This window comes from Pedobacter sp. MC2016-15 (assembly GCF_026239695.1).
Lineage (GTDB): Bacteria > Bacteroidota > Bacteroidia > Sphingobacteriales > Sphingobacteriaceae > Pedobacter.
Map to the genome: position 1 here is coordinate 114,392 of NZ_JAPIVS010000005.1, position 13,997 is coordinate 128,388.

Sequence of the window (13,997 nt, forward strand, 5' to 3'; positions counted from 1 at the left end):
AGCCAATATTCCTAACATCTGCACTTTGGCAGCTAAATCTATATCTTAGTGTTATGAAAAATTTTCAGGACTTTAAAAACTCTTTGCAGAATGAAAATCCGGATGCTGGTTTATCTGTGCAGCTGAAGGCATTGTGGTATGACGGTAAGGGCAACTGGACTCAAGCTCACCATGAAGTTGATCAGCTGAATGATCAATCCTCAGCGCATGTCCACGCTTACCTCCACCGTAAGGAGGGAGATATCTGGAATGCAGATTATTGGTACAAGAGGGCAAAACAAAGTCGCCCGCCGATCACACTGGAAGAAGAGTGGGAGCAGTTGGTCAGGTTATTCTTAAATTAATCTTCAAAATCTTCAGGCGTCTTTTGATAAGAGCTGATGATTACCCTTTTCAGCTGCTCCTGGTGCTCGTCGCCCCACAGCCCTATAGCGGAGATCACCGGGATCAAAGTTTTACCGAAATCTGTGAGACTGTATTCTACCTTTGGTGGCATCACCGGATAGATGGTCCTCATCACAAGCTCATGGTTTTCCAGTTCTTTCAATTGGATATTCAGAACCCGGCGTGAGGCATCAGGTATCTTCCGTTGCAGTTCACCGGGGCGCAGGTGTCCCTCGTTGATAAACCATAACAAACGGATCTTCCATTTACCGTAGAGGACTTCCCCTACGACGTCAAGTCCGCATTTCAGATTTGGTAAAGTCTTTTTCTGATACATTATACAAATATAACCGGATGTATAGTCTGAAACAATACGGAAAAATTTCTCCCTATTTTAATCATAAGCTGGTACTTACGGGCAGGGCAGGCTCTCAGAACATTTTCTTTCCGGATTTTTGAAGAATCTCCTTAGTCGTTGTTAAATAATCATATAATAAGGGATTACTTTCTCTGCTTGGACTATGAGCATCAGCAAAAAATTGAAGAGAGCCATTTTGAAAGAATTCAAACTTCATTCTGATCCCGTGAAGCACAAACCGGTTGCTTGCTTTTTTTTCCAGTTCTCTCTGTGAGGAGATGAACAGGTCACTTATTAATCTTTCATAGTTTGGAAAGTCCTTATATTTAATTTTGACACTGTCTGTCGTGTAAAATGTATTGACCTTTATCGCTGAATCTAATCTCGCAAAAAGGACCTGTACCGTGTCATTTTTAATATCAGGTTTTCTCGCCATTAATGTCATCGTGAGTGTTTTAAAAAGGGTGTCTTTTTTTAGGTTCTGATGAGAAACACTGTCCCTAACCTTAACCTTGATTTTGATATCCTTTTTATAACAGATAGTTTCTATAAAAAACTGCTTACCATTCATAGGAATGCTGGTTCGGAGGCTGATACTTTTTCCATTCAGATGCTGTGCCTGCAATCTGTACGAAGCAAACACAAGAAAAAATGCTAAAACAACGTATTTCATAACGGCAAGATTAATTTTCTTAAGGTAATCATTTTTTTCATAGATTTAGCACTAAGCATAGCAGTCCCAAATAAACCTGTTAAGCCTAAACCTTATGACCACGAAACCAAATGAAATTACTCACAGGCCCGCGGACTCACTATCAATTGATCAGATCATTGAACTCAACCCCCGCTTCAGCCGACGTGAAATGTTGGGGTTAACAGGCCTCGCCGGCATTGCCGCCCTCAATGGCCTGGGCTCCGAAACTTTCGCACAAAATCCACAACGAAAACCCCGCATAGCCTGCCTGGTCAGTTATTGGGGTGCACCAAGGTCGCATGCCGACTGGATCATCACCAAACTCCTTGACGGCTACTGGTGGGAGGGAGCACATACTCCTTCGCGCGTCGAAGTAGTATCCATTTACATCCATCAGCTGCCTGAAAGCGGGCTGGGGCAGAAGATTGCCAAGGCTAAGAACATTCCGATCTTCAAAACCGCGGGCGAAGCCGTCACCATGGGCGGCAAAGAACTCGCTGTCGATGGCGTTGTGATCGTTGCAGAACATGGCGAATACCCTACCAACCTCAAGGGGCAGTGGATGTTGCCACGATGGTGGATTTACCAGCAGGTAGTCCGCGTTTTCGAGCAGAGCAAGCGCTCAGTGCCGGTGTTCAATGATAAACACCTCTCTTACAGCTGGGATGAAGCCAAGTGGATGTTTGATAAATCCAGGGAACTGAATTTCCCCTTAACCGGAGGTTCTTCCATTCCCACTTTCTACCGTACGCCAGATGTAGAACTCGAAATCGATACGCCTCTCAACACCTCAATCGTTGTTGGCGATACCGCCGATGAGGGGGCGCTGTTTCATTGTGTAGACGTCCTGCAGTCGCTCGTAGAACGCCGGAAAGGGGGCGAAACGGGTGTAAAATCCGTTCAGTGTATACATGGACCAGAAACCTGGACCTGGGCAGAAAGTAACCCATGGGCTACTAAGCTGCTGGAATCTGTAAGGAAAAAGTTTGATCTCAAAGCTGGGCACTTTCAGGATAATAAAGCGCCAAATGTATGTATAGTAGAATATAATGATGGTACAAAAGCTGCAGTCTTCTCGGGTAAAGGAGTAGGATGGACCTTCGCAGGAGAGATTCAGGGAAAGAAAGATCCAACCATTATCTCTATCCTGGGATGGCCGGGCCCTTTCGCACAGTACCATGCCTCCAACTCGCAGCCGCACTGGATTACAGAAATGATGGTCAGCAAGAAGGAGCCATTTAATGCTGAGCGACTGTTATTGTCGACCGGCATTGTGTCTTTCAACATGGAATCCAACTGGGAGAACGGCAAATACTCAGCTGTAGGGCGCCGTATAGAGACGCCTTTCATGAACATGAGCTACCGATCTACACGCGGGGCACAGTTCAGCACGGGACAACGTCCGCCGAATACGCCTTATATCCGCGGATTCGAGATCTAAAACCTTTTATACATCAATGAACCACAATTTAATGAAACGCAGAGACTTAATCAAAAGCTTAACTATATTACCACTGGCCGGAAAATTTTTCCCGGTACAATCCCTTTCAGCCGCACCGCTCCCACAATTTAGCCGCCCGCCTTTTGCAGAAGACAAACCCATGCCTGCAATCCATCGCAATGCTTTTGTGATGGACGGACATGTACATGTGATGACGCGCGAGCTGCTGATGAAAACTGATATCGGTCAGCGTTATACCGATGGCAACGTAGATCTGCCAAGGGCGAAGGAAGGCGGCGTAGATGCGATGTTTTTCTCAGTTTACACCCCTGAACACTATTATCCCGGAAGGTTTGAAACAAAAAATACCTTCCGCGTGATCAACCTCGCGCTGGATCAGATCAAAAAGAATCACGCATCAATTGAGCTGGCACTGACGGCTTCAGATATTCAAAGAATCAATAAAAAAGGTAAAATAGCTGCATTCCTGGATCTTGAAGGTGGTTACGATCTGGAGGGGGATATCGATTTGCTGCGGGCTATGTACCGCCTGGGACTGAGATCAATGCAGCTCACCGCACACAACGTGACCAACGCTTTTATTGATGCCTGTAATGATATCAGCTACTGGGGTGGAATCAATGACCTCGGAAAAAAGATCATCAAAGAAATGAACGATCTTGGAATGGTCATTAATGTTGCGCATGCATCCAATGAGGCCATCCTGCAAACTGTCGGGGTCAGTAAACACCCCGTGATTTATAGTCATGGCGGATTTTACAGTATCGTTAACCATCCCCGCTGCATCAGCGATGAAGCCGCAAAAGCCATCGCCGCGAAAGGGGGGGTAATAGGAATCCATTTCGGTAGTCTTTTTAATAATCCAAAATACTGGGAATGGCAGAAACCTCCTGCAACTACCAAACCAACCGTCCCTAAAGGAACAAAACCCGCCTCTTTGGTGCCCAAACCCAATACGCTGACCATCGAAGATGCAGACAGAGAACTGGCAAAAGAGGTGCCTCTGAATTTCAGGGGAACGATTCCCGAAGAATACTGGATGCATGTTGATCAGCTGGCAAAAGTGATCGACTATGGGGTGAAGCTGGTAGGGGAAGACCATATGGCACTGGGTTCTGACCTCGACGGCGGACCAGAACTGCCGCACGAAATCAAGGACATCAGTGATTATCCTCAACTCACGATAGCCATGCAGAAACTGGGGTACAGCGATCTGAGGATCAGAAAGATTCTTGGTCTAAACTGGTTACGTGTGATTAAGCAGGTCACTGAAGGAAAAGGGTAAGACCAAAAATGCCTGGATAAAATAATAAAAGATAAACTTGTCTTTTATTATTTTATCTCTTATGTTTGTTGTATCAAAGTGCAGCGCGCGCGTTTTGTTCATTAAATAAAGGATAAAAAGGTATTAATATACTATTATGACAAACGAACAGAAAACAATCATAACGGCCACAGTTCCGGTTCTAAAGGAAAACGGATTATTATTGACTAAACATTTCTACACCAGGATGTTTACACATCACCCGGAACTGAAAAACTTGTTCAATATGGGGAACCAGAAAACCGGAAAACAGCAAACGGCTTTGGCAATGGCCGTGCTGGCCTATGCAGAAAATATCGCCAATCCGATGGTATTGCTGCCGGTGGTCGACCGTATCGGGCATAAACATGTAAGCCTGGATATTCGTCCTGAACAATACCAGATCGTGGGCCGTCATCTGATTGCATCGATCGGGGAGGTACTGGGCGAAGCGGCAACGCCGGCAATCCTGGATGCATGGACCCAGGCATATAACCAGCTGGCTGCCTTGATGAGTGGCCACGAAGCAGGACTGTACAGTAAACAGGTCTCTCATGAAGGCTGGACTGGCTGGCGCCCCTTCATTGTAAAGCGCAAAGTTGAGGAATCATCGGAGATTACTTCGTTTTATCTGTACCCCGCTGACGGCGGAAAAGTGCCCAAACATCTGCCCGGACAATTCATCAGCCTCAGGACTTTCCTTCCAGAATTACAACTCAACCAGATCCGCCAGTATAGTTTGTCCAGTAAACCGGATGACAACTATTACAGGATCTCGGTGAAACGGGAGTCAGGAACTGAACTAAATACGGATGGAATGATCAGCAACCGGCTGCATGACCATATCCAGGTTGGTGATCTGGTGGATTTGACTACACCTTCAGGGAATTTCACGCTGCCAGAAGATATCAATGGACCTGTAACTTTCCTCAGCGGTGGCGTAGGGCAGACACCTCTGATCAGTATGCTGTCAGACCTGCTGGAAAAAGGGACAGGACATCCCGTAACCTGGTTGCATGGCTGTCGCGGCGAGTCTGTACATGCTTTTAAGGATCAGATAGATCAGTATGCAGAAGTTCACGAAAACTTTAACCATCAGGTGTTTTACAGTCAGGCAGATGCTGCCCACCGCGATGCGGGCATCAGAGAGGGATACCTTGATATTGATGAGCTTCTGCATCTGGAATTTGATCCCGAAGGGCATTACTTTATCTGCGGGCCAACCGGTTTCATCACCAAACAGTACAATGATCTGGTCAGGGCAGGCATCAATAAATGCAATATCCATTTTGAAGAATTCGGACCACAAACCTTAGCCGTTGGTTAGTGGAGCTGTAACCTCAATGTGTCTTTTGATACATTGAGGTTTACTGTGATTTATCTCAACTTATTAATTGATAATCTTAAGATTTCTACTGCTTGCTCCAGCTGCTTTTCCTCTTGTGATGCAAAGCCGAATCTCAAAGCATTATACTTTGCCCTGCTTCCCTCGGCATAAACGCTTCCTGTAAACTTTAAGCCCATTGGCGCCGCCTTTCCAATTACTTTGGCCAGTGGCAAATCAGCCTTGAATTTCAGCCAAAGAGCCATACCTCCGCCGGGTCTCGTAAATTTCAGGGCATCGCCCAATTCTGAACTGAGTATATCCGATAAATGGTGACAGCGACCCCGGTAAAGCTTGTTTGCCTTTTGAATCAACCTTGTCAGATCTCCATTCTCCACCAAACCAGATACCACCTGTTCCGTGAAGACATCACCTCTTAAATCTATGAGCATTCTTTTTTTTGCCGCGGCATGGATGAATTTCTCCGGAGCAACCATATACCCCAGCCTGAAAGGCGTGCCAAGAACTTTAGTCAATGATCCTATATAGATAATGTTGCCTTCATGATCACCACTGGCCAATGGCAGATATGGATCATACTGGAACTGAAAATCATAATCGTAATCATCTTCAATTACGGCTAATTGATAAGCTTTAATTAACCTGAGTAAATGCGTTCTCCGCTCCTTGCTCATGGTGACGGTAGTGGGGTGATGATGGTGCGGAATTACATAGAGTAGTTTTACCCTGTGTTTGCTCAGCAGATCTTCCAGAGTATCCGTACACATCCCATGATCATCTACCGGAACGCGGATCAGCTCTGCGCCAAAATGTTCAAATATGGTGTTTGCGAAAAAGTAACTGGGCTCGCTGACAATGACTTTATCTCCAGGTTTGATGATCAGCGAGGCTGCCACAAAGATGGCCATCTGGGCACCTCTTGTGGTTAACAGGTTTTCCATACGGATATCAAGTCCGCGTGTCTGGTTCAGAAACCCGCACAGGGCAGTTCTGAAGTCGGGAGATCCTTTCATGTCCCAGCCTGAGGCCATACTTTTTAGGGCATGTTCATCCAGTGCCCTTTTATACAGATTGCTCATTGCGCCTGCCGGCAGTAATGAAATATCAGGGAAACCATCATCAATTACCAGGTCTGTCTTTAAGACATTTGATAAAGGGGAAATGATATCCTGAAGCTGATCAAACTGAAAGCCGGGCTCAGTTTCATAAGCAGCCTTGCGGTTGGTATTAAAGGATCTTGGCTTCACTACCGGCAGTTGCGGTGACACCAGATAACCTTTGCGCGGTACGCTGATGATCCAGTCTTCAGCAATCAGCAGTTCATATGCAGCGACAGCTGTTTTTCTATGCAAGTCCAGATCAAATGCCAGCGACCGTGTACTTGGAATCCCTGTGCCGGGTAAAAGCTTCCCTTCCTGTATCAATTTGATGAGCTGTGCTGCAATCTGTTTGAATACAGCTACATGACTGCTTTTATCAATGAATAAGAGGTTTTTATAAGGAAGCATTTCAACAGATATTATCAATCAAATATATAAATATGAGCTGGACTATCAATTTAAAATTATCTGGTACCTCAAAGCGGCTTTCATGAGGGATACCTTTGTTCTGTTAATAGAAAATGATATGAAAAACTCTGCTTCCATGGCCCAACTCCTCCTGCGTTTTTCCTTAGGGATTGGGTTTTTATTACCAGTACTGGACCGCATCGGTGCTTTCGGCCCTGCAGGTACGCCAAATATTTTCTGGGGCAACTGGACAAACTTTGTGGCCTACACACATCAGTTGATGCCATATATCAGCCTGGGGCTGGCATGGTACTTTGCTTTCGCTGCTTCGGCTCTGGAAGTAATCATTGGTCTGCTGCTGATTGTAGGGTACAAAGTCAGATATGCTGCCTGCGGAAGTTTCGCACTCACGCTCATCTTTGCGTTGAGTATGATGTTCTTTCTCCATTTCCGCGCGCCATTCAGCTACTCTGTTTTTGTAGTGAGTTTTTCCAGTTTGCTGCTGGCATCCTTTCCGGATTACCGCTGGAGTCTGGATGATTCTTTCAAATGATAACGATCAAAATTAATTGACATGGCAAACGATATGAATTTAATAGAAGCCACCACAAGAGCACAAATAGCTTATTGCAAAAATGTACTCTTTGATTTCAGAACCAATCTGGATGAATCTACTTACATCGATCTTGTAATGAACATGATCAAAGATGAACGTTTCAAGCTGGTGTATATACTTGCTGATGATGGCTCCAAAGCTGCGGCGTTTATCGGTTACAGGGTTTTACACACTTTACGTACAGGCTGGATGATTTACGTGGATGATCTTTACTCCGATCCCACACACAGGGGCAGGGGGTATGCGGCAGCCTTGTTAAATTATGTAGATCAGGATGCTAAAAAGCAGGGAATAATTTCCGTTCATCTCGATAGCGGTTACATGCTGCACACTGCACACCGGTTGTACCTAAACCAGGGTTATGTGCTTGCATGTAACCACTTTGCGAAAACTTTCAACCGGTAATTTTCAGTGACTGGATAAGGTCGTCCTGATAGGTGAAATGAAAGCTGAGTATAGCAGGACTTCCCGGGAAAGTCCCTGAGACTTCAGCTTTTAATACTGATTCGTTTTCACCGTCTTTATAGCTTACCGGCTTCATCAATGACTGATAATTTTGGTTTGAATGTTCAATCCATTTTTGGATTTCGGCGTTGCCACTATGGTGGTGTCCTTCGTCAAATACAAGGGCTGTTTCTGAGAAACAATCTGCGTAAGCCTTTGCGTTATAATTATTTTGTGCTTTAACTAATTCAGTAACTACTTTTGGTAAGTTCATAATGTTGATTTTAAATTGTTTAAAGGTTTAAGTCAAATTTCTGAAGTACCTTGAATAGTTACAAGTAGGGTAATACGATTCAGATAGGGAGAAGTTTTTCCGTATAGATTGAAACAGGAAATTTGATGACTGTAACTTGCAGTATGTAATTCCTACTTTGGGAGGTGTTTAAGTTAATTGAAAATAGTGTATTTTTGTATTAGGATACCAAAAAGATATGAAGTTATTGGAGAAATACCAGACGGAGATAGACAAGATGTGCAGACTGTACAATGTAAATCAACTTTTTGCATTTGGTTCTGTTTTGACCGACAACTTTAATGATTCCAGCGATGTTGACCTTATTGTTAATTTTAACATCATCAAGATTGAGGATTACGTTTCGAACTATTACAATTTCAAGTATTCACTTGAATCAATTTTGCAACGTCCTGTAGATTTACTCGAAAGTAAAGCCTTAAAAAATCCATATTTTATCAAATCAGTTGATAACCAGAAGCAATTGATCTATGGATGACAAAATCAACGTTTGGTTGTATGATATCTTAAATTCAATTCTGGAGATCGAAAGTTTTTTCTTGGAAGAGATCATTGAATTTGAATTATACGAAAGGGATCTAAAAACAAAGAGAGCGGTAGAACGTAATATAGAGATTATAGGTGAAGCTATGACTCGTATACTACGTGTTGAGCCAGATATTGCACTAACAAATACAAGACAGATCGTCGATACCCGCAACAGGATTATCCATGGTTATGATACAGTTTCAGATGAAATTATCTGGTCCATCGTATTTCAACATCTTCCACTTCTAAAATCAGAAATTGAGAATTTATTAGGTGAGTGATTAATAGCTTTAGTCGTCAAAAGTTAAATCCTCTATATTTGAGCATTTTACTGCTATCGATGTAAAATAAAAATTTTAATATGGTGCTGATAGAAACTGAGCGTTTGTATTTCAGGGAGATTTTTGAAAGTGACGACGCTGATATGCTCGAGCTGGATTCAGATCCTGAGGTCCATCAATATTTAGGAAAGCAGCCGATATCAAATATTATACAAGCCCGGGCGCAGATACAATTCATCAGGAAACAATATGCAGAAAATGGTATTGGCAGATTAGCGATCATCGAAAAAGATACAGATAACTTTGTGGGATGGGGTGGCTTCAAGCTGATCACCAATAAAGTTAATGGTCATCAGAACTATCATGATCTTGGATATAGGTTGATCAAACGATACTGGGGTAAGGGTTACGCTACGGAATCTGCTAAAGCAGCTATTGAATATGGATTTAGTAAAATAAATCTCTCAGAAATTTATGCGATTGCTGATATCAATAACTTGCAGTCCAAAAAGGTCCTAGAGAAATGTGGGTTCATATGTGCCGATGTCTTTGATTATGAAGCCCTGCCACATTATTGGTTTGAGTTAAAGAAGCGATTTCAAACTCTCCATAATTTCTCTTATTTTTAATACTAATTTACGAGTTCAAATGACACTTAAATCCCTGGTACGCAACCGATCTGTCTTTCTGTATGGAGCATCATTGGCTGTTCTGCTGATGTTTTTGAAAGTGCTGGAATGGCGGATGCTCCTGATCAGCCATGCCTATGAATTATATGCCGGGGCAATTGCCATACTTTTCACAGGCCTGGGAATGTGGTTAGCTCATAAATTGACACACCCTAGGCCCAAAACCGTAATAATAGAAAAAGAAATTTTTGTTAAAACCGATTATTTTGTATTTAATCACGCCGAAGTTGCCCGACTTCGTCTCAGTAATCGCGAACTGGAAGTGTTGCAATTAATGGGAGATGGATTGAGTAACCTCCAGATTGCCGATCGGCTATTCTTATCACTGAATACGATCAAAACACATTCATCAAAAATATTTGGAAAGCTCGAAGTGCAGCGACGAACACAGGCGGTTGAAAAAGCACGAAAACTAAGTATCATTCTTTAGCATTATAGGGCTTTTTTTAAAAATCACCCTAAAGTATGAGCCGGGTTATCTGCTTATCACTCAAATTTGTCCTCTGGATTTAAACAAAGAACTTATGAAAAAACTTGTAATCGTCTACGGCTTGATATCTGGTATATGTGTAGCCAGCTTCATGTCTTTCTCAATCGCATTCTGCTACTCCAAAAACTCGTTTGATGGAAGTATGTTCCTGGGCTACACCGCGATGCTGCTGTCGTTCTCAATCATCTTTGTAGGTGTAAAAAATTACCGCGACAAACATAACAATGGCGTCATTAGTTTCGGGAGAGCATTTCTAATGTCATTGTATATGGCACTGATCGCGTCAACGCTCTATGTTGCGGGATGGATGATCGCTTACTACAACTTCTTTCCTGATTTCATAGAAAAGTTAGCAGCTTATCAATTAAGTCCCTCCAGGATCAGTCAGATGCGCCCCGCTGAAGTCGCTGCTATCCGCGGGCAAATGGAAACTTTCAAAGACTGGTACTCTTCACCCGTTGGCGTAGCAGGGGCGACATATATGGAAATTTTGCCCGTAGGAATTCTTGTGTCATTGATAACTGCCCTGATACTGAAGAAACGCGCTTCTTAATTAGTGCTGTAGTTTCAGGCATCTTTGACTGGTATTACAGAAACACTCGTCCGACAGTAGTCCGACTTTAGTCCGACATTTTGCTATAAATCTCGGACTTTTCACGTATCAATAATTTTTACCTCATGTACTCATCCAGACCCAACATACCATAAGGCCCGATCAACATAAATGACACCGCAAAATCACACTAAGCCGATCAGCTTTTTAAATTTTCATCGGAAATAAGCCCATTGTAATCCAACATATAAATGTGATTTTTCATTTTGAGATAAATATCCTTTTTATCATGATTATCTTTGTATACACTTAAAAATCAGTATTATGGCCAGAAGAGAAGGTAATTTTTTAAAAGGCGTAGTAGGTAAAGTAGTATTAAAGGTGGTAAGAGGTAAGCAACATGTTGTGCCAAAGCCTGAACGCGGAGCAGTGAAGCAGACTGTGGCAACAAAAGCTGCGGCGACAGTCTTTGGCAAAGCTTCATCATTGGGAGCCGGCATACGGGAAATTTTTGAAATTAATAATGGATCATATTTTGATTCTACGGTTAATTCAAGACTGGTCAGCGTCATTCGCGATATCCTGACCAAGTGTGAGAACCCTGTAACCAAAGCAATGAAGTTCACAACCACGAATTTCAAAAGTTTGTCAGGCTTCGATTTCAATAAGGAGGCGCTGATGGAAAAACACCTGAGGTTTAAGCCAGGGGTAAAGACGAAAGACGGCGTGATGCAAGTCGCCTTTGACAATTTATCTGTCGGCAGTCAGTTTAAGTTTCCGGCAAAAACGTTCAAATGTGTTGTGAGTTTAAGCCTGGCAGTTTTTAATCTCAAGGAAGGATTGTTATTTAATCAGGTCAGCACACAGCACTTCGAGGTCGACAAAAACATGAAAACTGTACCCGCACAAACTTTCAGTTTTGACCTCCCGGCAGGTTGTCTCTGTTTGGTGAGAATGTCACTTGAATTTTTTGTAGCAGGAAAATCAACCTGGAAACACGTCACTGCTGCAAATGCAAACCCATCCACGATCTGTGCAGCCGTCATTACTCCCGGAGTATTGAAGAAAGCTGAACCCCGGTACTGGCTTTCCAGAGAAAATTTCAAAATGGCGTAATGATGCAGGGTGCCAGCCAAATGGCACCCTGTATGCCAATATCCCACAACTGAGGGGAATAATGCGCCAAATGTCCCTGTTTATCAGTTGCGTAACACTTATATTTATGCTGCTACTATCTACCTGACAGCATGGATCTACTTAACGACTCTCTCTTCAAAGCCCTGTTTGATACAGCCGTTCCCCGTGTGATTTTAAAAGCTGATGTGCCCAACTTCACCATTCTGGCCTACAATAAAGCTTATGAGCTGGCTACATATAACAACGGAAATGATATCAGAGGCAAGACCTTGTGGGAAGTTTATGATCCTGAACTTGCCGTAGGTGAAGGCGCTGTCAAGCTACCCGAGGCACTCACACGCGCAGTGATCAACCGGGAAACGGTATATATGCCACCGTTCCACTACAACATCCCTTCGGCGGAGCCCGGACAGATGGAAACCTCCTGGTGGGAACTGGAGATCATCTATATTCCGGCTTCCGGCAACGCAGAAGCATGTCTGCTTACCACCACCTATAACATCACTGAAAGAATTGTCAGCAGACAGAATGAGAGCAATGCCCTCGAACGTGAAATGGAGATGGGTAAGGAACTCGCTGTCATTAACGAAGAACTTTCCGCTGCCAATGAAGAGCTCAATTCTGCAAACGAGGAGATCACGGTGGCCAATGAGGAACTGTCCAACACCATTGCAGAGCTAGCCTTTCTCAACGATGAACTGGGGATGATGAACGAAGAACTCATGCATACCCAGCTCAACCTCAAAACACTCTATTCAGAGCTGGAGCAACGGGTGGAAGAACGCACGCATGAACTTGCGGAGAGTGAACAGCAGTTCAGGCAGCTTGCAGACTCCATCATACAGATGGTCTGGATAACGGACGAAAATGGAATCCCGATTTACTATAACCAGCGGTGGGAAGATTTTGCAGGTCATCTGGATCCTGAACAGGGTGAAGCCGACTGGTACCGGGTTTTTCATCCCGATGATGCGGACAGGGTCAGGGAGGTCTGGCTGCGCTCTCTGGAAACAGGTGATCCTTATGAGCTGGAATACAGGCTGAAAAATCTTAAGGGAGAGTTTATCTGGATCCTCGGTCGTGCGGCACCCTTCCGGGATAAAGATGGTAAGATCATCCGCTGGTTTGGCACCTGTACAGATATCCAGGAAATGAAAATGGCAGAAGCTAAAAAGGACGACTTCATCAGTATCGCCAGTCATGAGCTCAAAACTCCTGTAACAAGTCTCAAAGCGTCACTGCAACTGCTCAATAAGTATAAGAATAGCGACGAGAAAAAGATCATACCTGCACTGGTAGATCAGGCCTGCAGAAGTTCTGACAGGGTAAGCCGCCTGATTGACGACCTCCTCAATGTGGGTAAGCTTAACCAGGGGCAGCTGAACCTCAGTAAAAAATGGTTTAAACTATCGGGGCTCATTGAAGAATGCTGCGGTTATGTGCAGCTTGCTGGTGAGAACAAAATCTCCATCAGTGGCCATACAGAAGTAGAGGTTTTTGCCGATGCGGGACGTATCGATCAGGTACTGGTAAATTTCATCAATAACGCCGTAAAATATTCAGGTACCTGCCAGGATATCCAGGTAATGATAGAAAAACAAGAGCATACCGTGCGGGTTTCTGTAGTTGATCAGGGGCAGGGGATACCCAAAGAAAAATTGCCACATCTGTTCGACCGCTATTATAAAGTTGATGAAGCGGGGGCACAGTATTCCGGTCTAGGACTGGGCCTTTATATCAGTGCTGAAATCATCAGGAAACATGAGGGTGAGATCGGTGTGAGCAGTGAACTGGATAAGGGCAGTACTTTCTGGTTTACCCTACCGATCCAATAGGTCATTTCAACATATAATCTTCTGGTTTTAACGATTAAAAAGTTATTCTTCCAAACT

17 protein-coding genes are annotated in these 13,997 nt (G+C 43.7%); 13 read left to right on the forward strand and 4 right to left on the reverse strand.

From position 1 onward, the window contains the following. Positions 1-53: 53 nt before the first annotated feature. Positions 54-344 (forward strand): hypothetical protein, encoded by a 291-nt coding sequence (locus OQY15_RS15710; protein WP_265792779.1) that lies wholly within the window; start codon positions 54-56, stop codon positions 342-344. Here OQY15_RS15710 and OQY15_RS15715 read toward each other — a convergent pair. Both OQY15_RS15715 and OQY15_RS15720 read right to left on the reverse strand, forming a co-directional pair. Further along, the gene (locus OQY15_RS15715; protein WP_265792780.1) at positions 341-721 is read right to left on the reverse strand and encodes a helix-turn-helix domain-containing protein; all 381 of its coding nucleotides are present in this window, start codon (positions 719-721) and stop codon (positions 341-343) included. The two genes, OQY15_RS15710 and OQY15_RS15715, sit on opposite strands and share 4 nt — an antisense overlap. 94 nt (positions 722-815) lie before the next feature. Continuing rightward, positions 816-1,313: a hypothetical protein gene (locus OQY15_RS15720; RefSeq protein WP_265792781.1), complete on the reverse strand. Its 498-nt coding sequence runs from the start codon at positions 1,311-1,313 to the stop codon at positions 816-818. Between the two features lie 196 nt (positions 1,314-1,509). On the opposite strand from OQY15_RS15720, the gene OQY15_RS15725 reads away from it, so the two are divergent. The 3 genes from OQY15_RS15725 to hmpA all read left to right on the forward strand — a co-directional run bounded on the left by OQY15_RS15725 (position 1,510) and on the right by hmpA (position 5,528). Continuing rightward, positions 1,510-2,877 (forward strand): hypothetical protein, encoded by a 1,368-nt coding sequence (locus OQY15_RS15725; protein ID WP_265792782.1) that lies wholly within the window; start codon positions 1,510-1,512, stop codon positions 2,875-2,877. Positions 2,878-2,908: 31 nt separating this feature from the next. Continuing rightward, complete coding sequence (locus OQY15_RS15730; RefSeq protein WP_265792783.1) at positions 2,909-4,183, forward strand: membrane dipeptidase; 1,275 nt, start codon at positions 2,909-2,911, stop codon at positions 4,181-4,183. 136 nt (positions 4,184-4,319) lie between these two features. Beyond that, on the forward strand, positions 4,320-5,528 hold the full coding sequence (gene hmpA / locus OQY15_RS15735; RefSeq protein WP_265792784.1) for an NO-inducible flavohemoprotein: 1,209 nt from the start codon (positions 4,320-4,322) through the stop codon (positions 5,526-5,528). 50 nt (positions 5,529-5,578) lie between these two features. Here hmpA and OQY15_RS15740 read toward each other — a convergent pair whose 3' ends face one another. Beyond that, entirely contained in the window at positions 5,579-7,054 is a 1,476-nt protein-coding gene (locus tag OQY15_RS15740; protein WP_265792785.1) for a PLP-dependent aminotransferase family protein, read from the reverse strand. A gap of 118 nt (positions 7,055-7,172) precedes the next feature. Between OQY15_RS15740 and OQY15_RS15745 the strand changes: the two genes are divergently transcribed. Both OQY15_RS15745 and OQY15_RS15750 read left to right on the forward strand, forming a co-directional pair. Then, positions 7,173-7,607 (forward strand): DoxX family membrane protein, encoded by a 435-nt coding sequence (locus OQY15_RS15745; RefSeq protein ID WP_265792786.1) that lies wholly within the window; start codon positions 7,173-7,175, stop codon positions 7,605-7,607. Positions 7,608-7,640: 33 nt separating this feature from the next. After that, complete coding sequence (locus OQY15_RS15750) at positions 7,641-8,075, forward strand: GNAT family N-acetyltransferase (protein WP_265792787.1); 435 nt, start codon at positions 7,641-7,643, stop codon at positions 8,073-8,075. On the opposite strand, the gene OQY15_RS15755 is transcribed toward OQY15_RS15750, so the two are convergent. Continuing rightward, on the reverse strand, positions 8,065-8,388 hold the full coding sequence (locus OQY15_RS15755) for a nuclear transport factor 2 family protein (protein ID WP_265792788.1): 324 nt from the start codon (positions 8,386-8,388) through the stop codon (positions 8,065-8,067). The genes OQY15_RS15750 and OQY15_RS15755 overlap by 11 nt on opposite strands. A 217-nt stretch (positions 8,389-8,605) precedes the next feature. Here OQY15_RS15755 and OQY15_RS15760 point away from each other — a divergent pair, with 217 nt between their 5' ends. The 7 genes from OQY15_RS15760 (at position 8,606) to OQY15_RS15790 (ending at position 13,940) form a co-directional block, all read left to right on the forward strand. Then, positions 8,606-8,905 carry a nucleotidyltransferase domain-containing protein gene (locus OQY15_RS15760; protein WP_265792791.1) on the forward strand — a complete coding sequence of 100 codons (300 nt, stop codon included), beginning with the start codon at positions 8,606-8,608 and terminating at the stop codon, positions 8,903-8,905. Next, positions 8,898-9,236, forward strand: coding sequence for a HepT-like ribonuclease domain-containing protein (locus OQY15_RS15765; protein WP_265792792.1), 339 nt, complete (start codon positions 8,898-8,900; stop codon positions 9,234-9,236). Before OQY15_RS15760 ends, OQY15_RS15765 begins: the two co-directional genes overlap by 8 nt. Before the next feature lie 80 nt (positions 9,237-9,316). Then, the gene (locus tag OQY15_RS15770) at positions 9,317-9,865 is read left to right on the forward strand and encodes a GNAT family N-acetyltransferase (RefSeq protein ID WP_265792793.1); all 549 of its coding nucleotides are present in this window, start codon (positions 9,317-9,319) and stop codon (positions 9,863-9,865) included. Between the two features lie 19 nt (positions 9,866-9,884). Further along, a complete protein-coding gene (locus OQY15_RS15775) occupies positions 9,885-10,355 on the forward strand; it encodes a LuxR C-terminal-related transcriptional regulator (RefSeq protein WP_265792794.1) in 471 nt (156 codons plus the stop codon). Between the two features lie 94 nt (positions 10,356-10,449). Then, positions 10,450-10,968, forward strand: coding sequence for a DUF4199 domain-containing protein (locus OQY15_RS15780; protein WP_265792795.1), 519 nt, complete (start codon positions 10,450-10,452; stop codon positions 10,966-10,968). Positions 10,969-11,292: 324 nt separating this feature from the next. Then, the gene (locus OQY15_RS15785) at positions 11,293-12,084 is read left to right on the forward strand and encodes a hypothetical protein (RefSeq protein WP_265792796.1); all 792 of its coding nucleotides are present in this window, start codon (positions 11,293-11,295) and stop codon (positions 12,082-12,084) included. A 131-nt stretch (positions 12,085-12,215) separates the two neighbouring features. Next, positions 12,216-13,940, forward strand: a complete 1,725-nt coding sequence (locus OQY15_RS15790) for an ATP-binding protein (RefSeq protein WP_265792797.1) — start codon at positions 12,216-12,218, stop codon at positions 13,938-13,940. Positions 13,941-13,997 lie beyond the last annotated feature (57 nt).

Bases quoted from the DNA above. Each gene is read 5' to 3' on its own strand.
- OQY15_RS15785 (WP_265792796.1), top strand. From the start codon at position 11,293: ATGGCCAGAAGAGAAGGTAATTTTTTAAAAGGCGTAGTAGGTAAAGTA.
- OQY15_RS15710 (WP_265792779.1), top strand. From the start codon at position 54: ATGAAAAATTTTCAGGACTTTAAAAACTCTTTGCAGAATGAAAATCCG.
- OQY15_RS15780 (WP_265792795.1), top strand. From the start codon at position 10,450: ATGAAAAAACTTGTAATCGTCTACGGCTTGATATCTGGTATATGTGTA.
- OQY15_RS15740 (WP_265792785.1), bottom strand. From the start codon at position 7,054: ATGCTTCCTTATAAAAACCTCTTATTCATTGATAAAAGCAGTCATGTA.
- OQY15_RS15730 (WP_265792783.1), top strand. From the start codon at position 2,909: ATGAAACGCAGAGACTTAATCAAAAGCTTAACTATATTACCACTGGCC.
- OQY15_RS15790 (WP_265792797.1), top strand. From the start codon at position 12,216: ATGGATCTACTTAACGACTCTCTCTTCAAAGCCCTGTTTGATACAGCC.
- OQY15_RS15760 (WP_265792791.1), top strand. From the start codon at position 8,606: ATGAAGTTATTGGAGAAATACCAGACGGAGATAGACAAGATGTGCAGA.
- hmpA (WP_265792784.1), top strand. From the start codon at position 4,320: ATGACAAACGAACAGAAAACAATCATAACGGCCACAGTTCCGGTTCTA.
- OQY15_RS15770 (WP_265792793.1), top strand. From the start codon at position 9,317: ATGGTGCTGATAGAAACTGAGCGTTTGTATTTCAGGGAGATTTTTGAA.
- OQY15_RS15750 (WP_265792787.1), top strand. From the start codon at position 7,641: ATGAATTTAATAGAAGCCACCACAAGAGCACAAATAGCTTATTGCAAA.
- OQY15_RS15755 (WP_265792788.1), bottom strand. From the start codon at position 8,388: ATGAACTTACCAAAAGTAGTTACTGAATTAGTTAAAGCACAAAATAAT.
- OQY15_RS15715 (WP_265792780.1), bottom strand. From the start codon at position 721: ATGTATCAGAAAAAGACTTTACCAAATCTGAAATGCGGACTTGACGTC.
- OQY15_RS15775 (WP_265792794.1), top strand. From the start codon at position 9,885: ATGACACTTAAATCCCTGGTACGCAACCGATCTGTCTTTCTGTATGGA.
- OQY15_RS15725 (WP_265792782.1), top strand. From the start codon at position 1,510: ATGACCACGAAACCAAATGAAATTACTCACAGGCCCGCGGACTCACTA.
- OQY15_RS15745 (WP_265792786.1), top strand. From the start codon at position 7,173: ATGAAAAACTCTGCTTCCATGGCCCAACTCCTCCTGCGTTTTTCCTTA.
- OQY15_RS15765 (WP_265792792.1), top strand. From the start codon at position 8,898: ATGGATGACAAAATCAACGTTTGGTTGTATGATATCTTAAATTCAATT.
- OQY15_RS15720 (WP_265792781.1), bottom strand. From the start codon at position 1,313: ATGAATGGTAAGCAGTTTTTTATAGAAACTATCTGTTATAAAAAGGAT.